The 25,649-nt window shown below is 72.3% G+C and carries 20 protein-coding genes; 14 read left to right on the top strand and 6 right to left on the bottom strand.

Features of this window, described 5'->3' with window-relative positions; genetic code table 11:
• Positions 1 to 89 precede the first annotated feature (89 nt).
• The 3 genes from CcI49_RS42095 to pcrA all read left to right on the top strand — a co-directional run bounded on the left by CcI49_RS42095 (position 90) and on the right by pcrA (position 4,583).
• Positions 90 to 266, top strand: coding sequence for a hypothetical protein (locus CcI49_RS42095; protein WP_158230774.1), 177 nt, complete (start codon positions 90 to 92; stop codon positions 264 to 266).
• 121 nt (positions 267 to 387) lie between these two features.
• Positions 388 to 1,818, top strand: coding sequence for a pyridoxal-phosphate dependent enzyme (locus tag CcI49_RS16040; protein ID WP_076827534.1), 1,431 nt, complete (start codon positions 388 to 390; stop codon positions 1,816 to 1,818).
• 173 nt (positions 1,819 to 1,991) lie between these two features.
• Positions 1,992 to 4,583 (top strand): DNA helicase PcrA, encoded by a 2,592-nt coding sequence (gene pcrA, locus CcI49_RS16035; RefSeq protein ID WP_054570466.1) that lies wholly within the window; start codon positions 1,992 to 1,994, stop codon positions 4,581 to 4,583.
• Positions 4,584 to 4,662: 79 nt separating this feature from the next.
• Here the strand turns inward: pcrA and CcI49_RS16030 are convergent, their stop codons facing one another.
• From CcI49_RS16030 to CcI49_RS16020, 3 genes are all read right to left on the bottom strand, one after another.
• A complete protein-coding gene (locus CcI49_RS16030; RefSeq protein ID WP_241840094.1) occupies positions 4,663 to 5,523 on the bottom strand; it encodes a M23 family metallopeptidase in 861 nt (286 codons plus the stop codon).
• Positions 5,524 to 5,595: 72 nt separating this feature from the next.
• Positions 5,596 to 6,600, bottom strand: coding sequence for an alpha/beta fold hydrolase (locus CcI49_RS16025; protein ID WP_076827532.1), 1,005 nt, complete (start codon positions 6,598 to 6,600; stop codon positions 5,596 to 5,598).
• Positions 6,601 to 6,606: 6 nt separating this feature from the next.
• A complete protein-coding gene (locus tag CcI49_RS16020; protein WP_076827530.1) occupies positions 6,607 to 8,124 on the bottom strand; it encodes a carboxyl transferase domain-containing protein in 1,518 nt (505 codons plus the stop codon).
• 284 nt (positions 8,125 to 8,408) lie between these two features.
• Between CcI49_RS16020 and CcI49_RS16015 the strand changes: the two genes are divergently transcribed.
• From CcI49_RS16015 to CcI49_RS15990, 6 genes are all read left to right on the top strand, one after another.
• Positions 8,409 to 10,154, top strand: a complete 1,746-nt coding sequence (locus tag CcI49_RS16015; protein WP_076827528.1) for a protein kinase — start codon at positions 8,409 to 8,411, stop codon at positions 10,152 to 10,154.
• A 454-nt stretch (positions 10,155 to 10,608) separates the two neighbouring features.
• Positions 10,609 to 11,775: an ADP-forming succinate--CoA ligase subunit beta gene (gene sucC, locus CcI49_RS16010; protein WP_054570470.1), complete on the top strand. Its 1,167-nt coding sequence runs from the start codon at positions 10,609 to 10,611 to the stop codon at positions 11,773 to 11,775.
• Positions 11,776 to 11,797: 22 nt separating this feature from the next.
• Positions 11,798 to 12,670: a succinate--CoA ligase subunit alpha gene (gene sucD / locus CcI49_RS16005; RefSeq protein WP_076827526.1), complete on the top strand. Its 873-nt coding sequence runs from the start codon at positions 11,798 to 11,800 to the stop codon at positions 12,668 to 12,670.
• A gap of 219 nt (positions 12,671 to 12,889) precedes the next feature.
• Positions 12,890 to 13,690 (top strand): hypothetical protein, encoded by an 801-nt coding sequence (locus tag CcI49_RS16000; RefSeq protein WP_054570471.1) that lies wholly within the window; start codon positions 12,890 to 12,892, stop codon positions 13,688 to 13,690.
• 72 nt (positions 13,691 to 13,762) lie between these two features.
• Complete coding sequence (locus tag CcI49_RS15995; RefSeq protein WP_054570472.1) at positions 13,763 to 14,374, top strand: hypothetical protein; 612 nt, start codon at positions 13,763 to 13,765, stop codon at positions 14,372 to 14,374.
• Between the two features lie 363 nt (positions 14,375 to 14,737).
• Complete coding sequence (locus tag CcI49_RS15990; RefSeq protein ID WP_076827524.1) at positions 14,738 to 16,150, top strand: DUF6350 family protein; 1,413 nt, start codon at positions 14,738 to 14,740, stop codon at positions 16,148 to 16,150.
• Here CcI49_RS15990 and CcI49_RS15985 read toward each other — a convergent pair.
• The gene (locus tag CcI49_RS15985; RefSeq protein WP_076827522.1) at positions 16,051 to 16,560 is read right to left on the bottom strand and encodes a hypothetical protein; all 510 of its coding nucleotides are present in this window, start codon (positions 16,558 to 16,560) and stop codon (positions 16,051 to 16,053) included. The two genes, CcI49_RS15990 and CcI49_RS15985, sit on opposite strands and share 100 nt — an antisense overlap.
• Positions 16,561 to 16,773: 213 nt before the next feature.
• Here CcI49_RS15985 and CcI49_RS15980 point away from each other — a divergent pair, with 213 nt between their 5' ends.
• Together CcI49_RS15980 and purH are read left to right on the top strand one after the other, a co-directional pair.
• On the top strand, positions 16,774 to 17,430 hold the full coding sequence (locus CcI49_RS15980) for a helix-turn-helix transcriptional regulator (RefSeq protein WP_076827520.1): 657 nt from the start codon (positions 16,774 to 16,776) through the stop codon (positions 17,428 to 17,430).
• Positions 17,431 to 17,581: 151 nt separating this feature from the next.
• Complete coding sequence (gene purH, locus CcI49_RS15975; protein WP_076827519.1) at positions 17,582 to 19,966, top strand: bifunctional phosphoribosylaminoimidazolecarboxamide formyltransferase/IMP cyclohydrolase; 2,385 nt, start codon at positions 17,582 to 17,584, stop codon at positions 19,964 to 19,966.
• A 204-nt stretch (positions 19,967 to 20,170) separates the two neighbouring features.
• Here the strand turns inward: purH and CcI49_RS15970 are convergent, their stop codons facing one another.
• The gene (locus tag CcI49_RS15970; protein ID WP_006543500.1) at positions 20,171 to 20,491 is read right to left on the bottom strand and encodes a hypothetical protein; all 321 of its coding nucleotides are present in this window, start codon (positions 20,489 to 20,491) and stop codon (positions 20,171 to 20,173) included.
• Between the two features lie 634 nt (positions 20,492 to 21,125).
• On the opposite strand from CcI49_RS15970, the gene CcI49_RS39680 reads away from it, so the two are divergent.
• Complete coding sequence (locus CcI49_RS39680) at positions 21,126 to 21,878, top strand: DUF3017 domain-containing protein (protein ID WP_241840093.1); 753 nt, start codon at positions 21,126 to 21,128, stop codon at positions 21,876 to 21,878.
• 415 nt (positions 21,879 to 22,293) lie between these two features.
• Positions 22,294 to 23,226, top strand: a complete 933-nt coding sequence (gene mdh / locus CcI49_RS15955) for a malate dehydrogenase (protein WP_054570486.1) — start codon at positions 22,294 to 22,296, stop codon at positions 23,224 to 23,226.
• Positions 23,227 to 23,437: 211 nt separating this feature from the next.
• On the opposite strand, the gene CcI49_RS15950 is transcribed toward mdh, so the two are convergent.
• Positions 23,438 to 24,736: an NAD(P)/FAD-dependent oxidoreductase gene (locus CcI49_RS15950; RefSeq protein WP_076827517.1), complete on the bottom strand. Its 1,299-nt coding sequence runs from the start codon at positions 24,734 to 24,736 to the stop codon at positions 23,438 to 23,440.
• 25 nt (positions 24,737 to 24,761) lie between these two features.
• Here CcI49_RS15950 and CcI49_RS15945 point away from each other — a divergent pair, with 25 nt between their 5' ends.
• Complete coding sequence (locus tag CcI49_RS15945; RefSeq protein WP_076827515.1) at positions 24,762 to 25,604, top strand: serine hydrolase domain-containing protein; 843 nt, start codon at positions 24,762 to 24,764, stop codon at positions 25,602 to 25,604.
• Positions 25,605 to 25,649: the final 45 nt, after the last annotated feature.

Below are 25,649 nucleotides of genomic sequence, written 5' to 3'. Positions count from 1 at the left end.
TCGGTGGCGATAAACCGCCGAAGCGATCCGGCGATTCACCGCGGGGAACATAACGAACCGGACATTACGGATATTTAGTGGAGTATGAGGTGCTGTCTTCGGCTCACAACGGCGATCCCGTCGGAGTGGAACCGCCCGGTGTCGGGCTGGTCGCGGACGGCTCTGTCGCCCGGGCGAAGCGTCCCCTGCCGGCCGGCCGGTTTGACTACGTCCGCGCCGCGGCGCACTCTGGAGGTGTGCCGCTGTTCCTCATGGTGATTACGTAGGCGCGCGACCGCCCGAGAGGGTCGCGCGCCAAGCCCTTCCGCCCATCGGCGGGGGGCCTTTTTTGTTTGCCGCGGCCGCACGCAGGGGTGAGGTGGCCGCCGAGCCGCCAGGAGAGTGTCGATGACATCACCATCCGTAAGAAGGCCGCCGGCTGATGGCGCCGGGTCGTCCCGCGCGGACGACCCGACCGACGCCGACGGCGCCGGAGAACGCCAGGGCGGGGCAGCGGGGGCCCTCGCCCGGATCAGTCCGCAGTCAGCCGTGCCGGCACCGGAACGCGCCCGAGGCACGCTGCCCGCCCGCCGCCCGTCCGGTGGGCGTACCGCTCCCCGAGCCCGCGGTTGTGACGTGGCCGGGCTGCGCCCGGCTGGCCTGGCAGGCAGCTCGGGGCTGGCCGGCGCCGCTGGGCTGGCCGGTACCGCTGGGCTGGCTGGTACCGCTGGGCTGGCTGGCAGCTTCGGCCTGTCCGGCGCTCCTGTCCGCTCTGGCGTTTCCGGCCTGCCGGTCGATCTCGCCGAGGTCACCGCGGCCGCCGGGCGGCTGGGCGGTGTGGCGCGCCGTACCCGGGTCGTGCCGGCGGCCGGGAGTCTGACCGGGCATGTCGGTGCGCCGGTCTGGCTCAAGTGCGAGCACGAGCAGCACACCGGTTCCTTCAAGCTGCGGGGCGCGTTCAACCGGATCGCGACCGCGGGGCCGCGGGCACGCGCGCGGGGAGTCGTCGCGGCGAGCGCCGGCAACCACGCCCAGGGCGTCGCCTTCGCGGCGGCTCGTTTCGGCGTCGCCGCGACCATCTTCGTGCCCGAAGGTGCGAACCCGGCCAAGGTCGCGCGTACCCGCGCGCTGGGCGCCCGCGTCGAGCACGTACCGGGGGGCGTCGACGCCGCGCTGCGAGCCGCCGACGCCTACGCCGCCGCCAGCGGTGGCCTGCTGGTCCACCCGTTCGACGACGTGGCTGTCATCGCGGGCCAGGCAACGATCGGGCTGGAGCTCCTGGAGCAGGTGCCGGAGCTCTCGACAGTGATCGTCGGGGTCGGTGGTGGGGGTCTGCTGAGTGGTCTGGCTGTGGTGCTCAGGGGCCTGCGGCCGGACGTCCGCGTGATCGGCGTCCAGGCGGCCGCCGCGCCGGCGTTCGCGTCGTCCTTTCACACCGGCCGCCGTCTGGTCGTCCCACCGGGCGCTGCCGGTACCGGCGCGGGCTCCGGCACCGATGCCGGCCAGGCCGGGGCAGCCACGGGAACAGTGGCCGACGGCATGGCGGTCGGCGCGCCCGGCCGGCTTACCCTGGCACTCGCCGAACGGCTGGTGGACGACGTCGTCACGGTCGACGAGGACGCGTTCTGGGAGGCGATGGTCGCGCTGCGGCGGTCGGGCCACCGGGTGGAGCCAGCGGGAGCCGCCGGTGTCGCGGCCCTGCTGCGGATGCCCGAACTCGCGGGCGGTGTCACGGCGGTCGTGCTCTCCGGCGGCAATCTCGACCCCGCGGTGGACACCAGGGTGGCCGCGCTCGCGGCCGGCGCGTCCGCGGGCGCTCGGACGAACGCGCCTGGGTGACCGCGCCTGGGTGACCGCGTCCGGGTGAAAGCGTCCGGGTGAAAGCGTCCGGACCCGAACGCCGACCCGCGGGCCGGGCATGGAAGTGTCGGACCCGCCCGGCATCATGGCGCTGTGGTTGAGCTGGCCACCGCGTCGGGCGGTTCGTCCGTCGAACGTACGATCGAGGTCTGATGAGCACTCTTTTCGACGACACCTTTGGCCCTGAATCGCTGGTCGACGGTCTGGCACCCCTTGGCGGCGCGGGCTCGCGGGAGGGCGCGGCGGCCGGCGGTGCGGCGCGCGGCGGGGCCGCCGGCGGCGGTCGGGCGTCGGGCGGCTTCGGCCCGGCGGTGCTCGAGGCCGGGGCGGGTCGCCCCAGGCCGCCTCGGCTCGACCCGGGCGAACTGCTGGAGGGGCTCAACCCGCAGCAGCACGCGGCGGTGGTGCACGCGGGCGCGCCGTTGCTCGTCGTCGCCGGTGCGGGCTCGGGCAAGACCCGGGTGCTGACCCACCGCATCGCCTATCTGCTCGCGGCGCGTGGAGTGCGGCCGGGCGAGATCCTCGCGATCACGTTCACGAACAAGGCCGCGGGGGAGATGAAGGAGCGCGTCGAGGCGCTCGTCGGCGGGCGGGCCAGAGCGATGTGGGTGAGCACGTTCCACTCGGCCTGCGTGCGCATTCTCCGTTCGGAGGCGGCGCGGCTCGGGTTCGCCTCCTCCTTCTCCATCTACGACGCGGCGGATGCCCAGCGCCTGCTCACGTTGGTCACCCGCGATCTCGACCTCGACCCCAAGCGCCACACCGCCAAGGCGCTCGCGGTGGCGATCAGTGCTCTGAAGAACGAGCTCGTCGACTGGGAGACCGCCCGGGACCGGGCCGCGAGCCACATCGAGCGAACCGTCGCCGAGGTGTACGGCTCCTACCAGCAGCGGCTCGCACAGGCGAACGCGCTGGACTTCGACGATCTGATCATGATGACGGTCAACCTGCTCCAGGCGTTCCCCGACGTCGCCGAGCACTACCGGCGGCGGTTCCGCCACGTGCTTGTCGACGAATACCAGGACACCAACCACGCCCAGTACGTCCTCGTCCGCGAGCTGGTCGGCCGCCCTGGTCCGGCCGGGAGCACGGGGGCGGGGGCCGAGCCGGCGGCGGTGGGCCAGCACGGCACGGGCGGCGAGGACGCTGCCGGGCTGGCGGGAGCGGAGCACGGCGGTGGCGGTCCGGTCCCCGCCTCCGGCGCCCTGCCGCCGGCGGAGCTGTGCGTGGTCGGGGACGCCGACCAGTCGATCTACGCCTTCCGCGGGGCGAACATCCGCAACATCGTCGAGTTCGAGCAGGACTACCCGAACGCGGCCGTCATCCTGCTGGAGCAGAACTACCGGTCCACCCAGACGATCCTCTCCGCGGCGAACGCGGTGATCGCGCGCAACGCCCAGCGCAAGGCGAAGCGCCTGTGGTCGGATGCCGGTGACGGGGAGCGGATCGTCGGCTTCGTCGCCGACAACGAGCATGACGAGGCAGCCTTCGTCGCGGAGGAGATCGACCGGCTCAGCGACGACAAGCTCGCCCGGCCGGCCGATGTGGCGGTCTTCTACCGGACGAACGCCCAGAGCCGAGTGTTCGAGGAGATCTTCATCCGGGTCGGGCTGCCGTACCGGGTGGTCGGCGGCGTCCGGTTCTACGAGCGCCGCGAGATCCGTGACCTGCTCGCCTACCTGCGGGTGCTGGCGAACCCGACGGACACGGTGAACCTGCGGCGGATCCTCAACGTTCCGCGCCGCGGGATCGGTGACCGCGCCGAGGCGATGATCTCGGCCTTCGCGGAGCGCGAGCGCATCCCGTTCGCCGACGCGCTCGCCCGGGTGGACGAGGTGCCCGGGGTGGCGACCAGATCGGCCCGGTCGGTCCGGGACTTCGTGGCGCTGCTGGGCGATCTGCGTGACCTGCTGCCGAGCGGCCCACTGGCCGTGATCGAGGCGGTGCTGGAGCGGACGGGCTATCTCTCCGAGCTCGTCGCGGAGGACACCATCGAGGCCCAGGGGCGGGTCGAGAACCTGCGGGAGCTCGTCGGGGTGGTCCAGGAGTTCACCGAACGGCGTCCCGACGGCAGCCTGGCCGAGTTCCTGGAGCAGGTCTCGCTCGTCGCGGACGCGGACCAGATCCCCGACGACGACGGCTCCGACGGCGTCGTCACGCTGATGACGCTGCACAGCGCGAAGGGCCTGGAGTTCCCGGTCGTGTTCCTCACCGGGCTGGAGGACGGCGTCTTCCCACACCTGCGCACGCTCGGGGATCCGACCGAGCTGGAGGAGGAACGGCGGCTGGCGTATGTGGGCGTCACCCGGGCCAGGGCACGGCTGTACCTCACCCGGGCCCAGGTCCGCAGCGCCTGGGGGCAGCCGGCCTACAACCCGCCCTCCCGGTTCCTCGGCGAGGTTCCGGATGCGCTCGTCGAATGGCGCCGGCTGCCCGAGCCGGCTCCGACCACCAACAGCGGGCGCTTCGCCGGCTCGGGCGCGGGCTCGAGCGGGGCAGGCGGCTTCGGTGGCGCCGGTGCGAGGCCGGTGAACTCCCCGTTCGGGGCGAAAAGCTCCCGGCCGGCCGCGCGCCCGATCATCGACCTGAATCCCGGCGACCGGGTCACCCACGACACGTTCGGCCTCGGGGTCGTCGTCGCGACGAGCGGGGTCGGTGACTCCCGCCAGGCCAAGATCGACTTTGGCTCCGACACCGGGACGAAGGATCTCCTGCTGCGGTACGCGCCGGTGGAGAAGCTCTGAGCCGAGGCCTCCGGCCACGCGGCCCCGGCCCCCGTGCTGCCGCGCCCAGCGCGGGCGGCAGCGGGGTCGGGGGCACGGCTCAGTACGTGACCCCGTGGCCCGCGAGCCAGGCGAGGGGGTCGACCTTCGTCCCGTACTGCCCGTTGAGGCGGACCTCGAAGTGCAGATGCGGGCCGGTGGATTTGCCGGTGTTCCCCTCCAGGCCGATCTGCTCGCCGGTGTCGACCTCCTGGCCGACCCGGACGTCGATGCGTGACATGTGGCCGTAGCTGGTCACCACGTTGTTCTCGTGCATGATCTGCACGAAGTTTCCGTAGCCGGTCTCCCAGCCCGCGTAAATGATCGTCCCGCGGTGTGCCGCGTGGATGGTCGTTCCGTGGGGAGCGCCGAAATCCACGCCGATGTGGTGGTTCGAGCCGCCGAATCCCTGGGTGACGCGGGCCTCGATCGGGCGAACCCAACGTGCCGCCGCCACCCGTTCCGCCTCCGCGGCGGCCGCGGCGTCGCGCTGGGCCAGTGCGACGGCTGCCACCCGGGTGGCGACCAGGTCCTTCGCCTCGAGCAGCTCGGCCATCCGGCGTTGGTCGTCGGACACCTCGGTGTCGATCGGCCCGCTCAGATCATCCGCGCCCGCCGTGGACACGACCTGCACGGTGCCGGACTGGCCCGCCGATGCTCCGCTCGCGGACGCCGCCAGCGTGCTGCCGGTCCGTCCCGGCTGGTGCTGGGCCGTGGTCTCGGAATGCGCGATGCCGGTGGCATTGATGAGCACGAGGCCGATGGTCGAGACGACCGCGGTGGCGGCGCCCGTACGTCGCAGCTGTACGGAGACGAAACCCGATCTTCCGGGTACGGACTCGTCCCACTCGTCGGCGACTGAGGCGCTCCGACGTGGGTGCGTTCCGTGCTCGGATCTCGGGAACGGCGGTCGTGTCAACACGCACTCCCCTGGTCACAAGGCACCCGTCAGACGAACCAGCCGGGTGGGAGGGCCCTTAAACCGATGAGGAGGTTACACCGTCTCTTTCTGGCAGATAGTTCCAACTAGCCGTAAAGATGTGGCACTTTCGGGCTGGTCCGTCGCCAGACCTGTCGCCGCCGTTGCCTGCGGCGCTCCCGCTACGGGTGCCGCCGGTGCCGGTACGGCTGGTGCTGCCGGCTGAGCCGGGGTGAGCAGACGGCTGGTCAACTGCGCCACCGCGCCGCAGAACGGAAGACCGTGGTGCCCGACGCCGTCCACCAGGACGTTCTCGGTGTGCAGGTCGGGGTGGTCGAGCCTGGCCTCGTCCGGTCGCACCACCGTGTCCAGGCCGCCGGCGACGGCGACGAACCTGGTGCGCAGGCCCGGGGCCGGTTCGGCGAGCTCCTGCAACAGGGCGGACCCCGGCCGCAGCTGGGCCAGCACCCGGTAGGCGACCGCCCTCGGCAGGCGGCTGGCGAGCCGGGTGCCGTTGTGGGGCGACGCCAGCGTGATCAGAGTGCGCACGTACTCGTCCCCGCCGAGTCGCTGGACGTAGTAGCGCGCCACCAGGCCACCGAGCGAATGGGCGACGATGTTCACGTCCGGGTGGCCGTGCCGCCGGACGGCCTGCTCGACCGCGGCCGCGAGCGCAACGGCTGCGGCCTCGACGCTGGTCGCGAACAACGGCACGTCCACCGAGGTCACGGTGGTGAATCCGCGGCGGCGCAGGGAACGCTCAAGGCGCGCGAACACCGACCGGTTGTCCACCAGGCCGTGGACGAGCAGGACGGGCGTCCCGGCAGTCGCCGGATCGCCGACGATCAGGCCGCGTTGGAGCGGGGTCAGGTCCGCCAGGCGATAGCGGTCGGTGGGGCCGTCGTCGCGGCGCCGCCCGACCACGGCAGCCGGGTAGAGGGCTGCGTGTGTCGCGATACAGGCCGCCTCGACCATGAGGCCCTTCACACCGTCGAACTGTGTGGCCCCGAGTCGGGTGAACAGTCGGGTGTCGATGACCGTCCCCTTCGTGAGGACCTGTCCTCGTGGCAGGTTGGGCAAACGACGTTACTGAAAGCCAACCAAGCCTGTCGACCATTTGTCACGCCTTGCCGCAAGACGGACATCCGAGTCACGAAGAGTGAGGTCGTGCAGAAGATCTGCGACCCGTAGTGCCAGCCCGGGCAGGTCAGCGTCACAGCGCTCCAGGACGGCATCGGCGAAACCCAGGGCGAGCAGGTCGTCGGGCCGCAGCCCCGCGCTGTCCGCCGCTGCCGCGAGGTTGATGCGCAGGGTCGTGGCCGCACCTTCGGGCGCCAATGCGGTCAGGTACCCGTCCGGCGAAACCAGGACGACATCGGCACAGGCCGCCGCGAGCGCCCCGCCGGAGCCGCCCTCACCGACGATGATCGAGATGGTCGGGGAGGGACAGGTGAGCACCGCCGCCATGGCCGCGCCGATCTGGGGCGCGATTCCCGCGGCCTCGGCGGCCGGTCCGCAGGCCGCACCCGGGGTGTCAACCAGGGTCAGCAACGGCAGGCTGAGCCTGCCCGCGAGACCGGCCGCCCTCGAGAGCAGGCGGTAGCCGTCCGGCCCTGGCGCACCACCGCGCTGCGCGGCCACCGCCACTCCCACGGCCGCGAGCCCCGTGGGCAGCAGGCCGATCCGGGCCCGCACCGTCCGGTCCGGCCCAACCAGGTCGACGCCGGCCGCCAGCAGGTCGGCCAGGATCACTCCGGCGGGTCGGCGCGGCCCCTCCCTGGCCGCCAGCACCTGCTCCCAGCCGCTCCGGCGCGGGCCCGGTGCCTCACCCGCGAGCGGTGCCCGGCCGGCGGGTGCCCGATCAGTGGATGTCAGATCGGTGGGTGTCAGATCGGTGGACGTCTGGCTGGTGGATGTCTGATCGGCGGGAGCCTGGCCGCCGGGAGCCCGATCGGGTGGTGCGACTGCGCGCAGTGCGTGGCCGAGCCAGCTGGCCACGGCCGACGGCTCCACGGCGGCGTCCACCAGGCCGGCGGCCGCGGCGGCCAGTGCCGTGTGGCTGTCGCTGGGCGGAAGCGTGCCGGTCACGGCCGCCACGACTCTGGGCCCGGAGAAGCCAACGGTCGCGCCGAGGACCGCGCAGCGCAGATCGGCCTGGGAGCCGACGGTCACCCACATGCCGCCGGTGGTGGGCTGGTCGGAGACGGCGATGTGCCCGAGACCCGCCGCGGCCAGCTGGCCGAGCGCGATGGACACCCGGGCCAGGCCGACCAGGCCGGCGACGCCTTCCTGCAGCCGGGTTCCGCCACTTCGCACGAGCGACACGAGCGGCCGGCGGGCCGCGATGGCCGCGTTCACCGCCGCGGTGAACGCGGTCGCGTCCGCCTCGCCGAAGCTGCCGCCGTGGATGGTGAAGTCCCAGACCGCGACCACGGCCGGTACACCCTCGACGGGGCCGGCGCCCCACCACATTGCCGGGCGGCCGTCGTAGTCCGGCCAGCCCAGGCGGTTGGGCGCCGCCGGGCCACCCGGCTGGCGGACCACCTCGGCCAGCAGGTCATGCCGCCAGTCCCGGGGCGGCGTGGTCGTCTCGCGTCGCGCCATAGCCACAGATCTTCACCGGCGCGGGGGCCGGCGGCGCGCTGACGTGTGGGATCGCTCTCGCCCACACCCGTGCTGCCTCGGGGCCGTGCTGGGCCGTCCGGAGTGAGCCTCTCAGCGAGCCTTCTGGATCCTCGGCGCTGGGCGGACGAGATTGTCGCTGCTAGTCGCGGACCGCGTCGTCGAGCGTCATATGGTTCGGAATAGTCTGGTCTGCTCTGCTCCTGGAGCGGTCACATCGCGCGGGCCGGACAACGGCCGGATACAGGGCCAGGTAGAGGGGAGTCATGCTCACACCGCTGACGGAGGAAGACCCGCGGCAAGTCGGTCGGTATCGGCTTCACAACCGGATCGGCGCCGGCGGCATGGGGACTGTCTACCTGGGTTTCACGCCCGCTTCCGAACCGGTCGCCGTGAAGGTCGCGGCCGCCGAGCTGTCAGAGGACGAGGAGTTCCGCTCCCGCTTCGAGCGGGAGGTGCGGGCCGCGCTGCGGGTCCGCGGCGGCGCCGTGGCCAGCGTCCTCGACGCGGACACGACCGCGTCCCAGCCGTGGATGGTGACGGAGTACGTCGAAGGCGTGAACCTGGCCGACGCGGTCCGTCGGCGCGGCCGGCTGGAACCCCATCTGGTCCGTGGCCTCGCGGTCGGCCTCGCCGACGCGCTGGTGGCGATCCACGCGGCGGGCGTCGTCCACCGGGACCTGAAGCCCTCGAACATCCTGCTCGCCTGGGACGGCCCCAAGGTCATCGACTTCGGTATCGCCCAGCTCACCGACAGTGCCACCCTGACCAGGAGCGGCCATGTCATCGGCACCCTGGCCTGGATGGCGCCCGAGCAGATGCGCGGTGAGTCGGCCGGAACATCCGCGGACGTCTTCGCCTGGGCAAGCTGCGTGACCTACGCGGCGACGGGGCGCCATCCCTTCCACGCCGACGCCCCCGACCTGCTGGCGCAGCGCGTCCAGCGCGACGATCCCGACATCGACGGACTGCCGGGGTACCTCCGCGAGCTGGTCGCCCGGGCGCTGTCCAAGGAGGCGCGGGACAGGCCTGTTCCAGCGAGCCTGCTCGCCGCACTCGTCGGGCACGAGGTCCGCGGCGTGGCCGAGGCCGACCGGGCGGCCGGATCGATCCTGGAGCAGACCTGGACCGGCCCGTCCCCGGCATTCGGCATCCCGGAGGCGCCGACGCCACCGCGGCCGGGGAGCGAGCATCGTCGGGCGGAACGCCCGGTGACCGGTGGCTCGCCGGCGGGATCGTCGCCGCAGGGGCCCGGCCCGTTCGGTCCGCCGCCGCCGGCGTCGGCCTTCCGCGCGACGTCCGGCCCGGGGGTGGCCCGGCGAGGTCCGAGCGTGCCGGGCAGCCCGTCCCGGCCGGTCCCGCCAGGCCATCCGGGGCAGCCCGTGCAGCCCATACAGCCGGCGCAGCCCGTACCGCCGGTGCAGCCGGTGCAGCCGGTGCCACGGAAGCCGCAGCCGTCCAGTCCCCTGGCCGCGCCGCCGGCCTGGGCTGGCTCGGGCGCCGACGGCACGCGCGAGCGCTGGGAAGCGGCTCGTCCCGGTGCGCCTGGCTCCCGGGGGTCGGCCGATCCCACCTTTCGCCCCGCTGACCCGATGCCTCCGGGAGCACCACCGGATCCACGGTCGTGGCCCGCGGCGAGGGGCACGGGGGCATTTCCCCCGGAATCGCGTCCCCCGGCGCCGCCCGGGGCCGGCTACCCGACCGCTGGTGCGTCCCCGACCGCTGGTGCGTCCCCGGGGGCTGCGGCCGCGCGTCCTGCCGGAGTGCGGCTGATGCTGGCAGGGCTGCTTGAGCAGTGGAACCTCTGCGCGTTGCTCTCCCTCGCGCTGGGCATTCTGTGGATCTTCGGGGTGGGCAGTGTCGCCGCGGTGGTGCTGGGCCTCGTCGCCCGATGGCAGCTTCGCCGCCGGCGCCAGCGGGGATCTCTCGCGGCGACGGTGGGCATCGGCCTGGGCTGCCTCGGTATCGCCGCCACCGCGGTGGTCGGCGCTCTGGTTCGGGCGATTTTCTGAGAAGCCACGAGCGCGCTGGTGGCGTTCGTCTCGTCCGTAGGCTGATCAGCGCTCGGTTTAGTTGTGTGAGATCGGACATACCTGAGTCCGCCTCGGGGGTGTGAGACCATCAGCGCTTCGCGCACGTCCAAGGGCGGTCACTGTCCGCCACGAGGCGCACTGCTGCGTGGCGCCCCTTCGGTTGCCGGTGTCGGCTGCCGCCGCGGGCTCGAATAGCGCAGGATCATGCCTGCCTGACGGCGGTTCTGCGCGTCCGACCACCGCCACGAAAGCGCCGTCGTCCGCAGTGGTGACCGCGTAGCGCAACGGGGTCGGTCGTGGCCCGGCGTCGGTCCGGAGGTGACCGGGATCAACTCAGGGTCACGGTCGAGGGTCGAGCGTCGGAGGGGCCTCGTCAGTAGGCTCGCAGGCGTTCTGTGCATCCCCTGACCGACCGCATCCGACTGGACGGACCGTGGATCTCTTCGAATACCAGGCGAAGAAGCTTTTCGCCGAACATGGCGTACCGGTACCAACCGGGAAGGTTGCCACAACCCCTCAACAAGCGCGTGAGATCGCGACCGAGCTCGGCGGCAAGGTGGTCGTCAAGGCTCAGGTCAAGGCCGGCGGTCGCGGCAAGGCCGGCGGTGTGAAGGTCGCCGACGGCCCGGACGACGCCTACGAGAAGGCGTCGGCCATCCTGGGGATGGACATCAAGGGCCACACGGTCCACTCCGTCCTCGTCGAGCAGGCGAGCAACATCGCGGAGGAGTACTACGCCTCCTTCCTCCTCGACCGTGCCAACCGCACCTTCCTGGCCATGGCCTCCCGCGAGGGCGGCATGGAGATCGAGGAGGTCGCGGCGACCAACCCGGCCGCCCTGGCCCGGATCCACATCGACCCGCTGACCGGCGTCGACGCCGCGAAGGCCCGCGAGATCGCGGTCGCGGCCAAGCTGCCCGAGGCCGCGCTCGACGGCGCGAGCACGCTGCTGGCAAAGCTGTGGGAGGTGTTCGTCAAGTCCGACGCCACCCTGGTCGAGGTCAACCCGCTGATCCTCACCGGTGAAGGCAACGTCGTCGCGCTCGACGGCAAGGTCACCCTGGACGAGAACGCGGACTTCCGGCACCCGGAGAACGCCGAGCTCGTCGACGTCGCCGCGGTCGACCCGCTGGAGCAGAAGGCCAAGGAGAAGGGCCTCAACTACGTCAAGCTCGAAGGCCAGGTCGGGATCATCGGCAACGGTGCCGGCCTCGTCATGTCGACGCTGGACGTCGTGACCTACGCCGGTGAGGAGTTCGGCGGCCAGAAGCCGGCGAACTTCCTCGACATCGGTGGTGGCGCCTCCGCCGAGGTCATGGCGAACGGCCTGTCGATCATCCTGGGCGACCCGTCCGTCAAGAGCGTCTTCGTCAACATCTTCGGTGGGATCACCGCCTGCGACGCCGTCGCCAACGGCATCATCCAGGCGCTCGACATCGTCGGGAACGTCACGACCCCGCTGGTCGTGCGCCTCGACGGCAACAACGCCGAGGAGGGCCGCCGGATTCTGAAGGAGGCCAACCTCTCGGTGGTCAAGCCGGTGGACACGATGGACGGCGCGGCGAAGCTCGCCGCCGAGCTCGCCGCGGCCGCGGCCTGACCTGGGTCGGAGGACACAACCGATGGCTATCTGGCTCGACGAGAACAGCCGCATCGTGGTGCAGGGCATCACCGGCGGCGAGGGCAGCAAGCACACCCGGCGGATGCTGGCATCGGGCGCGAAGGTCGTCGCCGGTGTGAACGCGCGCAAGGTGGGCCAGCAGGTCGAGGGCGTACCGGTCTTCGGTTCCGTGGCAGACGCCATGGCCGAGACCGGCGCGAACGTATCCGTGATCTTCGTTCCGCCGAAGTTCACCAAGGACGCAGCGATCGAGGCTGTTGACGCAGCGATCCCGCTGGCCGTGGTGATCACCGAGGGTGTCCCGGTTCACGACACCACCGAGTTCTTCGCGTACTCGAAGTCAAAGGGCACGACCCGGATCATTGGGCCGAACTGCCCGGGAATCGCCAGCCCCGGCGTCTCGAACGCCGGCATCATCCCCRCCGACATCACTCCTGGTGGGCGGATCGGTCTTGTCAGTAAGAGCGGCACGCTGACTTACCAGATGATGTACGAGCTGCGTGAGTTCGGTTTCAGCACCTGCGTCGGTATCGGTGGTGACCCTGTCATCGGTACGACACACATTGACGCGCTCGACGCGTTCCAGGCGGACCCCGGCACCGACGCGATCGTCATGATCGGCGAGATCGGTGGCGACGCCGAGGAGCGCGCCGCGGCGCACATCGAGGCGCACGTGACGAAGCCCGTGGTCGGCTACGTCGCCGGTTTCACCGCGCCGGAGGGCAAGACCATGGGTCACGCCGGGGCCATCGTCTCCGGCTCCTCAGGCACCGCGCAGGCGAAGAAGGAAGCTCTGGAGAAGGCCGGCGTGCGCGTCGGCAAGACCCCGAGCGAAACCGCGCGGCTGATGGCTGACATCATGCGGTCGTTGTAGCACTGTTCGCGGGGGGTCTTCTTCCACCACGAGGGAGACCCCCGCGTCTGGGCGGTCGAAGGAGTTTCCGGTCGCCGGGGGCGGGGCGCGGACGCGAACGAACGCGAACGCTTTCCGTCTCGCGGTCTTGCTGCGAGACTCCTGCTGTGGTCAGGATGGGCCGTGGGATGATGGTCGGCCCACCTGACCGACCGACCAGACGAAGTGGGGATTTCAGTCGTGGTACAGATCGGTGGTCGTAGTGTTGCGACCAACGACGTCGGGGTCATCGGCGCCGGCGCCGTAGCGTTCATCTTCAGTTTCGTGCCCTGGTTCTCCATCAAGAGCACCTACTACGGGGCCTCGTATTCCAATAGCGCCAACGGGTGGAGCACGGATCTCGGCGGCTATTTCTGGGGCTGGCTGGCCATCCTCCTGCTGCTCGCGGTCGCCGGTCTCACCGCGGCGCTGACCTTCGGGAACGTCCGGCTGCCATCGCTGCCGCTGCCGCTTCCGATCATCCTGGCGGGTGCTTCGGGGCTGTCGATACTGTTGATCCTCATCCGCTGGCTTGCCTACCCGGACATCCCGAGCGGCATCGACGGCGGCGCCTCGTTCGGTCTTTTCCTCGCGCTCATCGCGGCCATCGCCCAGACGGTGTTCAACGTGCTGAACCTGCGGGCGGGCACCGGCGTCGCGGGCAGCCCTCCGGCACCGCCGACCAACTGGCCGGGTCAGGGCCAGCCGCCGTACGGCCAGCCGTATGGCCAGCAGCCGCCGCAGGGCTATGGCCAGCCCCCGCAGGGCTACGGCCAGCAGCCGCCGCAGGGCTATGGCCAGCAGCCCGGATACGGCCAGCCGCCGACCGGTGGCGGGTATGGCCAGCAGCCGCCGCAGGGCTATGGCCAGCCGCCGCAGGGCTACGGCCAGCAGCCGCCGCAGGGCTATGGCCAGCAGCCCGGATACGGCCAGCCGCCGACCGGTGGCGGGTATGGCCAGCAGCCGCCGCAGGGCTATGGCCAGCCGCCGGCGGGCCAGTAGTTCGACCTGTGGGGCGCCGCTCGCATCCGGCGGCGCCCACCGGTACGTGGATCTGACAGTCAGGTGAGGCCAGTGGCGACGCCAGCGGGGGATCGGCCCACCCCGGATTCGGCCAGGGCCGGAATTCTGACCGGTGGGCTCCTGATCCTCGTTTCCGGCTTCCTGCCCTGGTTCACCCCGGTCGACAGTTCCTACCGCTCGGCCGCGTCCTGCTGGTCACTCGGACCGGCGGCCGCAGCGGTGTTCGTGCTCGGCCTCGGTCTGATGTTCGCGGTCGTCCTGCCGCTCGTCGTCCGGTGGTTCCCGTCGTCCCGGCCGTCGTCCGCACGCCTGGTGGCGCTCCGGGCGGCGCGGTCTCGGGTGGTGTGGCCCGGGGTGGTGCGGCGGCTGCGCCCGCCTCGGCTGACCGTCGGCGTGTCCGTCGCGGTGGCGGGTGCGGCTGTGCTCGCGGTGCTGGCCGGGTGGCTGATGGCCCCGTCGTTCACCGATCCAGCCCTGCCCGGCCCCGGGCGGGTCGCGGAAGCGGGTGTTCTCCTGCCGTGGCCCGGTAGCGGGCCGGCGATGCCGGCCGTACCTGGGGCCGGTCTCTATCTCGCGCTCGTCGGGACCTCGATCGAGCTGGCCGCCTGCGCGTGGGCGTCGCGGCGATCGGGGTTCGGGGCGGCCCTGCGCCCGGGCGGCTGACCCCCGCGCGGGCGGCTGACGTCCGGGCCGGCGCGGGCCTGTCCACGCGCGACGTCCGTTTCAGGGCACCGCGTCCGTTTCAGGGCGCCGTGTCTGGTTTCAGAGCTCGGCGTCCGCTTCGGGGCACGGCGTCAGCTTCAGGGCACCTGGGTGGGGCTGGCGGGGAGAAAGACCTTACCGAGCTGCCGAGTTGGGCGCGTGCCTACTGCGTGTCCTGTTACCGACGTGGGTCGTTCTTGGATATCTCGGCGTGTTGTCCCGGAAGTGGTCCTCCGCCCGTGCAAGCCTGCCGGCGTGGGTACTCCCGTGCAGAACTCCGGCACTGTCACCGGGGTGAGCCCGGGAGGCCGGGCCGGAGCTCACGTGGTCGACGAACGGATCGCCCCGGGGCCACTCACGGCGCTCTGGGCGCGCCTCGGACGGCCCGTCGTGAGCGCCGTCGCGACCAGCGCCGCGGGGCTGGTCGTCATCCAGTTCATCGTGCTTGTCGTGTGGGGGACGGACACCAGCTCCGCGGCCGGTCCGGACGATGCCGCCCGGGTCGGCGCTGATCTCTGGCTGCTGGCCCATGGCGCCACGATCCATCTTTCGGCCGGATCGGTCGACTTTCTCCCGGTGGGCCTGGCCGTGCTACCGCTGCTCGCCGCGACGACGGCGGGTCACCGGCGGGCGGCCGGCAACGTCGAGCGGCTGCCGGCATCGGCTCGTGGCAGGCGTCCGCGGGGTCCCCGGCCGGAACAGTCGGGGCAGCCAGGGGAGCCGGCACAGCCAGGGCACCCGACACAGCCAGCGGGGCCGGCGCAGACGGGGCGGTTGTCCCGGGCCGAGATACCGCCGCCCTGGAGAGCCGTGATCCGTGATGTGGCCCTCGTGGCGGGTACGCAGACTGTCTTCGTACTGGTGATCGCGCTGATCGTGTCCACACCGGCGGCGCGGCCGGACGTCTTCACCGTGGTGGTCGGAGCGCTGGCGTTCAGCCTGTCGGGAGCGGTGATCGGCGTGCTGTCCGGCTACGGGGCGCTGCGTTCGGCCTGGCGGGCACTGCCCGCTTCGGTGCGGGTGCCCGCCACGGCCGCGTTGACCGCGTTCACCTCGATGCTTGCCGCGGCGGCGTTCGGGGTGGCGCTGGTCCTGGCCGCCACGCTGCCCGAGATCGCGGCGACAGATCGCGGGCTCGGCGCGGGAGTCGTCGGCGGAGTGGGCCTCGCGGCCATCCAGCTCGCGATCCTGCCGAATCTCGTCCTGTGGGCGCTGGCCTACACGCTGGGGCCCGGCTTCGCCGTCGGTGGCGGTTTCGTGCGGCCCGCCGAGGTGCAGTCGGGGCTGTTCCCGGATCTGCCGGTGTTCGCCGCGCTGCCGCCCGGCCCGCTGCCGCGTCCTGGATGGCTGGTGCTGGCGGTGGTTCCCCTGATCGCGGGGACGATGCTCGCCCTGTCGGTGCGGCGCGGGATGGTCGGGACCCCCCACCGTGATCGGTTGCGGACCACCCTCGTGGCCGCGGGTGTGGGCGGGCTGCTGCTGATGGTCGTCACGCAGCTGTCCGCGGGCCGGCTGGGCAGTGGGTCGGCGAGGTTCGGGCCCTCCGGGTGGCTGGTGGGTCTGGCGGCGGCGGCGGAGCTCGCGGCGGTGGCTGTCGTGGTGTCCGGCGTCGCGGAGCTGGCGTCGCGGCGGGCCGGTCAGCCCTTCGAGGTCGGGTCGGTCCGGACCGCGTCACTGAAGCGGCGGCTGCAGTCCTCGAGCTCGGCGTCGGAACGGGCCACCCGCCGACATTCCTGATATTGGTGCAGGTCGTCGCCATGCCGTTCGTAGAAGACCCACATGCCGCTGGCGATGGTGAAGGCGATCAGCAGCGAGAGCGCGCCGAGCGCGAGCCCTACGGTGCCCGCCCCACCACCGGCACCGCCCCGGCGGGCCTCGGCCCGGGCCCGCATCCCGACCACGATGGCCGCGATGCCTACCACGCCGCCGACGACCGCGAGGCTGGTGACCAGGGCCAGCGCGCCGAGGGCAACGGCCACTTGCCCGGCGCGGCGGCCGGGTGGCGACGCCTGGCCGGTGGCCGCGCCGCGGCGGATGAAGCGGGCGGTGAGCCGGCCGGGGTACGCGGGCTGTGTCTCGTGGTGGCCCGCCCACCGCGGGCCGGAGCCCGGCGCGGAGGCAGGGTCGTGATCAGGCCGCTCGGACACCGTCTCTCCGTCTCTCCGTCTCGGCGCGTCTGGCGTCGCTGCGCGCGCCCGGTCGCCCGGTCGCCCGATAGCTCCGCCGTCGTCTGCTCCCGGTGGTTCCCCTCACGCGCCTGGACGACATCGTAGGAGTCGTGGGCACGTGAACCGGGCTGGCGGGAAATGTCGGCCCTTTCCGGTACGGTCCCGCCCGGTTCATCGACGTCGGGAGGTCCCATGCCCCGTCCCTCGAAGGCGCTGCGGGCCGAGTCGGCCCGGCTGCGTGACCTCGGCTGGAGCTACCGCCGGATCGCGGCGGAGCTACGGCTGCGTCATCGTGTCAACGCCCGTGTCGCATACCGCCTCGCCCACGGGTGGACCCAGGAGGAGGTCGCTCACCAGTGGAACGAACGCTGGTCCGGGGCGGGATCCGTCGTCAAGACCGGAAAAGCGATCTCGTACTGGGAGGTGTGGCCGGGCCGGGGTGGGCGGGAGCCCTCCGCACGGACGTTGGCCCGGCTGGCCGAGATCTACCACTGCCGGCCAGGTGATCTTCTGGACGGGATGGACAGCGGCGATCTGGAGACCATGCCGGGGCGTGCGCCTGCGGCCGAGTCCTCAAGCCGAGGCGTGAGCAGGTATCGGCGCGAGGCCGGCGGGGCCTTCTCCGACTGTCGCGACGGGGCGGCCGGCGACGGTGCTGCCGGCGGCGGGGCGGGTGGCGACGAAGCGGGTGGTGGTGAGGTGCCCGGAGCGCGGCCCGAGCGGCGGCGCGAGTCGTTCGGAGGCTGCGACGGCCCGGATCAGGACGTGGACTGGGTGCGCGCGCCAGCAGTGATGATGGTGCATCAGAGCGGACCCGAGGACGTTGGCTGGGGCAGCCAGGCCGCCTGACCGGCGGCCGGCCCGGTGCGTTCCGTGCAGGTCCGGCGTGTCTGGAGCACCGAGAAAGTAGATTCGGACCGTCGTCGCTGGCCATCGCCCGCGGATTCCCGAGCTCCCGGCCGGTCGACGTCGGCCGGCCGACCAGTTCACGGAGGGGTCTGTGCCCGCTCGTCTAGTCGTCCTTGCCTCGGGGGCCGGCACCACCCTGCAGGCAGTCCTGGACGCCTGTGCGGACCAGGCCTTCGGCGCGCAGGTCGTGGCCGTCGGGACGGACCGGGTGGGCACCGTCGCGCAGCGCAGGGCCGAGTCCGCCGGTGTGCCGGTGTTCACGGTGCGGCTCGAGGACTGCGCCGACCGCGGCGCGTTCAACGAGCTCACCGCGGCCAGCATCGCGCGGTACGAGCCGGATCTGCTGGTTCTCGCCGGCTACATGAAGATCCTCGGCGCGCAGGTGATCCGGCGCTTTCCCACGGTGAACACGCATCCGTCGCTGCTTCCCGCGTTCCCGGGCGCCCACGCGATCCGGGACGCGCTCGCCGCCGGTGTGCGGACCAGCGGCGTGACGGTGCACTGGGTGGACGAGGGAGTCGACACCGGGCCGGTGATCGCCCAGGCGTCGGTCCCGGTGCGTCCCGGCGACGACGAGGACGCGCTGAGGTCACGCATCCAGGCCGTGGAGCGTGGCCTCTTCGTCGACACCATCGGCCGTTTCGTCCGCGGTGAGCTCTCATGGGAGGGCAGGGCGGCGGGTACGTCCGCACTGGGAGGCGCGGGCGCGGTCGCGGCGCGTCCGGAGGTGGCGCGTTCGGGGGCGGGGGACGAGGTCGCAGCGGTGGAAGTTCATGCCAACGGAGGCGTTGTGGAAGGTTCAGGAGGGCTCATGTCGGGGGCGTCGACAACGGAGATCGGTGAGGGCGGCACCAGCGCGGCGCCCGCGTCGGGCAACGGGCAGGCCGAGACCTCGAGCGAGGTGGTGGCGACCGGGCACCGTCGCCTGCGGCGTGCGCTCGTCAGCGTCTACGACAAGAGCGGGCTGGAGGAGCTGGCCGCCGCCTTCGTCGACGCCGGTGTGGAGGTGGTGTCGACCGGGTCGACGGCCGACGCGCTGGCCAGGTTCGGCGTCGCGGTGACACCGGTGAGCACGGTGACCGGCTTCCCGGAGGTTCTCGGCGGCCGGGTCAAGACGCTGCATCCCCGCGTGCACGCCGGCCTGCTCGCGGACCTGCGCAACGCCGAGCACGCGGCGGTCCTCGCGGAGCTCGACATCGAGCCGTTCGACCTGCTGGTGGTCAACCTCTACCCGTTCCGGGAGACGGTGGCCTCCGGGGCGACCGAGGACGAGGCGATCGAGCAGATCGACATCGGCGGGCCGGCGATGCTGCGCGCGGCGGCGAAGAACCACGCGTCCGTCGCAGTGGTTGTTTCGCCGGGCGACTACGGCGACCTGGCCGCCGCGGTCCGGGGCTCCGGCTACGACCTGCCGGCCCGGCGGCGGCTGGCGGCCCGCGCGTTCGCGCACACCGCGTCCTACGACGCCGCGGTGGCGTCCTGGTTCGCCAGTGTGCTGGCCCCCGATGAGACGGCGAAGGAGAGCGGCTGGCCCGATGTGCTGGCCGCGCAGTGGCATCGCACCAGCGTCCTGCGGTACGGCGAGAACCCGCACCAGCGGGCCGCGCTGTACGTGGGCGAGGACGGCAGCACCGGCCTCGCGTCCGCGCAGCAGCTGCACGGCAAGCCGATGTCCTACAACAACTACACGGACACCGACGCCGCCTGGCGATCGGTGTTCGACTTCGCGGACCCGGCTGTCGCGATCATCAAGCACGCGAACCCGTGTGGCATCGCCGTCGCGGCGACGGTCGCGCAGGCGCACCGCAAGGCGCACGCCTGCGACCCGGTGTCGGCGTTCGGCGGGGTGATCGCGGTGAACCGCCCGGTCAGCGTGGAGCTGGCCGAGCAGATCGCGGAGATCTTCACCGAGGTCGTGGTCGCGCCCGACTACGAGCCCGGCGCGGTGGAGATCCTCTCCCGCAAGCCGTCGATCCGCCTGCTGCTGTGCGCGCCGCCAGCCCACCCGCGCGGTGTGGAGATGCGCCAGGTCAGCGGCGGCATGCTGCTGCAGTCCCGGGACGCGCTCGACGCCGCCGGCGACGTCACGTCGGGGTGGACGCTGGAGGCCGGCGCACCGGTCGACGAGACCACCCTCGCCGACCTCGGCTTCGCCTGGCGCGCCGTGCGCTCGGTGAAGTCGAACGCGATCCTGCTCGCCGCGGACGGAGCGACCGTCGGGGTCGGGATGGGGCAGGTCAACAGGGTCGACGCCGCGCGCCTCGCGGTGACCCGCGCCGGCGACCGGGCGAAGGGCTCGGTGGCCGCCAGCGACGCGTTCTTCCCCTTCCCGGACGGCTTCCAGGTCCTCGCCGACGCGGGTGTCCGCGCGGTGGTGGAGCCGGGTGGCTCGGTCCGGGACGAGGACGTGATCGCCGCTGCGCGGGAGTCCGGTGTGAGCCTGTACTTCACCGGGGTGCGCCACTTCGCGCACTGACGGCTCCGCTCCACGGGGGCGGCTGGCAGGTGCGGCGGGTGAATCGGTCCTGGGCCTGCACACCTGCCACGCCGGCCACCGCTGTCCCGGCCGAGGCTGGCACGGAGTCGTCGGGCGTCGGGCGCACACTCCTCGAAGCGGCCGGCCTCGATGCCGTGCCGCACGCGCCTGCCCCGGGCCGGTCGAACGCGGCCCGGGCGGTGCTCAGGAGGTGGAGCCGACCTCCGCGGCGGCGCTCCCGCGGCGGGTCACCGTCGGGCTGCCGTTCGAGGACCCGTTCGACTGGGCGGTCGTCGCCGCCCCGCCGGGAACATCCGCGGTCGGCACGTACCGCTGCGCCACCCAGTCGAGCGCCTCTCGCCAGCTCGCCCCGTAGAGGACGGAGATGCGGTCCGCGGTCTGGCGCGCGAGCGCCTGCACGAAGACCCGGTCATCGCTGTCGAGATGGCGCGCGTCGCCGAAGGTCTCCCACGCCCGAAACATCAGTTCCTGAAGCTTCTTGCTGTGCGGCGAATCGTCTGCCACGTCGAACTCCCTACCAATTGGGGACCGCGGCGGCAGTCTCCCCTAGTCGCGCACGACGTGTGCACTCGGGGGGTCTAGATCGTTGGTGTCCGCGTGAGATGCGGGGATCGTCCGTAGTCATCGCTGTTTGCCGCTGTGGGGCGCGTGATCTGCCTGTGCTCTGGGCAGAGTGCCCCGGTCGTCGCCATTCGTGGGATGGGGGAGGGGCCGGGCGTGCATCGCGGGAGTGTGATTCTGTTGTGTTCTGGTTGATGTCGATGCGAGCGGAGTTACACGAACTGGGCACCACGCTGGAGCCATCGCACGACGGGAGGGGGGCCGGATGGCCCTGGCGTACGGGCCTCGGCCACTCCGAGGTGGCCGCGGCTGCGAAGGGTCGGTTCGGTGGAGGTCTCGGGCCTGGTGAAGGTCCCGTGCTGACGGAGCCGGTGAAGGTCCGGCGTGCGGCGGCGTCATCCCCGGCCCGGTGGGTGGCTGCCTGCACGGCCGGATCGGCGGGCGCCTACTGTGTGGGCTCAGATGGCGCGGAGGGTCAGGTCGCGCGCAGGCCCGGACCGGTGTACTCGGACCGAGCGCGTAGCGGGCCCCCGGGCAGGGCGTCGACGTCTGGCGTGGGTCGGGGAGGCGGGAGCAGATGACCGACAGCGCCCTGGGCGCGTGGGATCGGCCCCAGCGGGAGGACATCGGGCAGCGGCCGGAGCGGCCGCGTTCCGCGTGGATGACGCCGGCGGCTGCCTACCCCGACACGCGGCCCGCGGCCGGTCCGGCCGCTGTGCCGCCCGACGGCTGGCCGGCCCGCCGGGATCTCGACCAGCCGCACCCGGGCGGCCGGTGGGCCGCCCCGCTCCCGACGGGGCCGTCCTTCGGTGATCCCCACCTCTCCGGGGGTGACGGCCACGGCGAACGGCACGGCCGGCCGGACCGGCCGGAACGGAGACCGTCGGGTACCGCTCCAGTCGGCCCCGCTCCAGCCAGCCCCGGTCCGGCCGGCGCCGGCCCCGGTCTGTCGGGTGCCGGTCCGTCGCCTGCTCGTCCGGACCGGAGCGGGCCGCCCCGCGCCGAGCGTCACGAGGGGTCCGAGGGGCCGTCGGGCGGCCCCCGCTCGTCGGGACCGCCATCCAACGGCCGTTTCGGCAAGGTGCTCTTCGTGGCCGTTCTCGGCGGCGTCACACTGGGCCTGCTGCTCGTCACCCAGGACTACTGGCGTCGCGGGCTGCTCACCGTCGGCGGTGTCCTCCTGGTGGCCAGTGCGCTTCGGCTGTGCCTGCCAACCCGCAAAGTCGGCATGCTGGCTGTCCGCGGGCGGCTTTTCGACACTGTCACCCTCGTTGTACTGGGCCTTGCTGTGATCGTCCTCACTCTGGAGGTCCCCCACGTCGGTGGGTGAGGCGGATCTGCCACCGAAAGTGGCAGCTGAGGTCACGGTTCGGGCTGTAACCAGGTGTGGGCCCCATCGGCGGCCACCAGTCGTCACCCCGCGGCGACGTGGCGCGCGTCGCCGTCCACTGCCGTACCTGCGACTCGCGCGATAGCCTCGGCAGGTCATCGGAGACAACCGTGCACAGATAAGCGGGGCGAACCGCGCCTATGGCGAACCGTCAGGTAGCCCTGATACTCGGCGGCGGCATCGGGCCCGAGCCGACCGACGCTCCCGGGTGGCATGGCGAGCCTGCCACCGAGGCGATCGGAGCCAGGGCAGATCGGTCACCTGAGACCTTCGCGCCGACGCGTACCGACCCCGCCGTGGGCACCGCCGCGATCGCTACCGCGATCATCGCGATATTGGGGAGCTGATCAGTCCAATGCCGGGAAAAGTCACTGTCGTAGGAGCCGGTTTCTACGGTTCGACGACCGCGCAGCGACTGGCTGAGTACGACATCTTCGACAGCGTCGTCATCATCGACATCGTCGAGGGCAAGCCGCAGGGCCAGGCGCTCGACCTCAACCAGTCCCGGTCGATCGAGGGCTTCGAGACCAAGGTCGTCGGCACCAACGACTATGCCGACACGGCCGGTTCGGACGTTGTCGTGATCACGGCCGGCCTGCCCCGTAAGCCGGGCATGAGCCGGATGGACCTCATCGAGGTCAACGCCAAGATCGTCCGTCAGGTGTCGGAGAGCATCGCGAAGACGTCGCCGGACGCGGTCGTCGTCGTGGTGTCCAACCCGCTCGACGAGATGACCGCGCTGGCCGCCAACGTCCTGGGCTTCCCGCGCTCGCGGGTGATCGGCCAGGCGGGCATGCTCGACACCGCCCGGTTCACCGATTTCGTCGCGGAGGCGCTGAACGTGCCGGTCGCGTCGGTGAAGACGCTGACGCTGGGCTCGCACGGCGACACGATGGTCCCGGTGCCCTCGCAGTGCACCGTCGACGGCAAGCCGCTGAGCGACCTTCTCCCGGCGGCGAAGATCGACGAGCTGGTCGACCGGACCCGTAACGGTGGCGCGGAGGTTGTCGCGCTGCTCAAGACCGGGTCGGCCTACTACGCCCCGTCCGCCGCCGCGGCCCGCATGGTGAAGGCCATCGCCGAGGACTCCGGCGTCGTGATGCCCGTCTGTGCCTGGGTGCAGGGCGAGTTCGGCATCTCCGACGTGTACCTCGGTGTCCCGGCCGAGATCGGCGCCGGCGGCGTGAAGAAGATCGTCGAGCTCGACCTCACCGACACCGAGCTGGCCGCGCTGAAGACGGCTGCCGAGGCCGTGCGCGCCAAGCAGGCGGACGTCGCCAGCCTGTAGTTCTGGTAGTTCGCCAGCCTGTCGCACTGACTGCCCTGCCGGCCCACAGCCCGTGGTCTGTGGGCCGGCGTTCTTCGGCCGGCCGGCGTTTCCCGGCCGGCGCGTGCCAGCGCGCCGCGAGCCACGCGGCAGCACGTGGGCGGCCTGGGCGGGATGGCGATGCGTGGATGGCGGTGCGGCGTGATGCGGCGCGGTGTGCTGCGCTGCGATGTCAGCGCAGCCCGCGCACGGCCCGGCGGAGGGCGAGCCGGGCCAGCGAGGCGGCCGGGATCGTGCCCTTGCCGAGCCCGATCTCGACGAGGCTGTCGTAGAGATCGGTCCGTCGGCTTGCCGAGCGCACCGCCGCGTCCATCAGCGGGCGGTGCCGGCCGGCGAGATCGGCGAGCAGCGTGGTGTGCCGAAGATGCCGGCCGAGCTCGCGGTGCAGTGCCCGCCGATAGACCCGCCCCGCCGCCGGCCCCGGATCGGTGATCGCGGCCCCGCCGGCGAGTGATCCCGACAGCAACGCGTAGTAGATGCCCTCACCCGTGAGCGGGTTGATGAGGGACGCGGCGTCGCCGGCGAGCAGCACCGGCCCGTCCGGCAGCCGGGGGCGATGCGTGGACAGCGGCAGGTGGTGCGCGCGCAGCGTGCCGGCGTAGGCCGGCGTGTCCGGCAGCAGGCGGGCCAGGGTGCCGTGCAGGACGTCCTTCGGGGTCCCGGCGCTGTCCCGCAGCTGGGAGCGGAGCATGCCGTACCCGATGTTGGCCCGGCCGTCCCCGATGGGGAACGACCAGGCGTAGGCCGGCCAGCCCTCGTCGGTCATGTGGATGAGCTGCTCGGGTGGGCGGTCCTCCTTGGGCGCGTCCGCGTAGGCGCGGACGGCGATGGCGAGCCCCTCGGGCGGGTTCGGCCCGATGCCGAGCGCCCGGCGCACCGTCGAGTTCGCGCCGTCCGCACCGATCACGACCCGGGCGCGCAACGCACCGCCGTCGAGGGCGACCACGGCCGGTTTCCCGGGGCCGCCCGCCGGGACGACCTCGAGCGCCCGCACCCGCTGGCGGGTGAACAGCGCGCCACGAGCCCGCGCGGCGGCGACGAGCCGGGCGTCGAACACCTCCCGGGGGATCACGTGGGTGGCCCGCTCGGACGGAGTCGCGACCTCGGCACCGCCCGGGGTACGCAGCCGCATGCGGTCCACCGGGTGGTACCCGCGGGTCACATCGGTGACGCCGAGCCCACGCAGGACGTCCAGGCCGTGCGGTGCGATTCCGTCGCCGCAGGTCTTGTCGCGGGGGAAGTCGGCGGCATCGAGGATCATCACCCGGGCGTCGGGGCGTAGCTGCAGCGCCCGCAGCGCCGCCGCGCTGCCGGCCGGCCCACCGCCCACGACGAGCAGGTCCAGCGGCGGTTCGTCGGCCCCGCCTGCGGAGCTGGTGTGCGAGGCGGGGCGGGAGGGAGCTGGGACAGGCACGCCTGCCAGTGTGGCAGCCCGCACGAGGGCGCTGGCCGGGCGAGGCTCGTGGAACATGGGGCCAGTTCGTAGAGTGCGAAATATGGACGCGCTCCGACAGTTGAACCAGTGGCCGGTGGGATCAGTATCGGCTGTCGTGCTTCGGCGTGCCGGTGACGCGGTCACGCAGGTCGGCGTCAGCGGCGATCCGGAGCTGCCGTTCCGCCTGGCTTCGGTGTCCAAGACGATGAGCGCGTACGCGATGCTCGTCGCGGTCGAGGAGGGCGCCGTCGCGCTCGACGACCCGGCCGGGCCCGAGGGGTCGACGGTCGCCCACCTGCTGGCACACGCGTCCGGCCTGGCGTTCGCCAGCAGCCGGGTACTGGCCAGGCCGGGTACCCGCCGCATCTACTCGAACGCGGGTTTCGACGAGCTGGGCCGCCATCTCGAACGGGTCACCGAGATCCCGTTCGCGACCTATCTCGCCGAGGCCGTGTTCGAGCCGTTGGGCATGAAGACCGCGGCCCTGACGGATTCACCGGCCTTCGGGGTCACCGCGAGCCTGGCCGATGTGGCCGCGTTCGCCGCCGAGCTGCTGGCACCGACGCTGCTGTCCGCCCAGACCTTCGCCCTGGCGACGTCGGTCGTCTTTCCCGGCCTGACCGGAATCCTGCCCGGCTTCGGCGGGCAGGACCCGAACGACTGGGGCCTCGGGTTCGAGATCCGCGGGCACAAGAGCCCGCACTGGACCGCCGCGGCCAACAGCCCGGCGACCTTCGGCCATTTCGGCCGTTCCGGCACGTTCCTGTGGGTCGATCCCGAGGTGCGCGTGGCCTGCGTGGCGCTGACCGACCGGGATTTCGGGGAATGGGCGGCCGCGGCGTGGCCGGTGCTGTCCCGGGATGTCCTCGCCGAGCTCGCGGCCTCGAYGGATTCGGTGGCCTGACCTATCCRGCCGGGCGGCAGCCTGAACCTCGTCTGATTGTCGCCT

The organism is Frankia sp. CcI49, from assembly GCF_001983215.1.
Classification (GTDB): Bacteria; Actinomycetota; Actinomycetes; order Frankiales; family Frankiaceae; genus Parafrankia; species Parafrankia irregularis.
The sequence above is the reverse complement of the archived record's forward strand: the minus strand, read 5'-3'. Positions and strand labels throughout refer to the sequence as shown.

Bases quoted from the DNA above. Each gene is read 5' to 3' on its own strand.
- CcI49_RS16020 (WP_076827530.1), bottom strand. From the start codon at position 8,124: ATGGCGCGACGCGAGACGACCACGCCGCCCCGGGACTGGCGGCATGAC.
- mdh (WP_054570486.1), top strand. From the start codon at position 22,294: ATGCCGGGAAAAGTCACTGTCGTAGGAGCCGGTTTCTACGGTTCGACG.
- CcI49_RS15980 (WP_076827520.1), top strand. From the start codon at position 16,774: ATGCCCCGTCCCTCGAAGGCGCTGCGGGCCGAGTCGGCCCGGCTGCGT.
- CcI49_RS16040 (WP_076827534.1), top strand. From the start codon at position 388: ATGACATCACCATCCGTAAGAAGGCCGCCGGCTGATGGCGCCGGGTCG.
- CcI49_RS16015 (WP_076827528.1), top strand. From the start codon at position 8,409: ATGCTCACACCGCTGACGGAGGAAGACCCGCGGCAAGTCGGTCGGTAT.
- CcI49_RS15950 (WP_076827517.1), bottom strand. From the start codon at position 24,736: ATGTTCCACGAGCCTCGCCCGGCCAGCGCCCTCGTGCGGGCTGCCACA.
- pcrA (WP_054570466.1), top strand. From the start codon at position 1,992: ATGAGCACTCTTTTCGACGACACCTTTGGCCCTGAATCGCTGGTCGAC.
- CcI49_RS39680 (WP_241840093.1), top strand. From the start codon at position 21,126: ATGACCGACAGCGCCCTGGGCGCGTGGGATCGGCCCCAGCGGGAGGAC.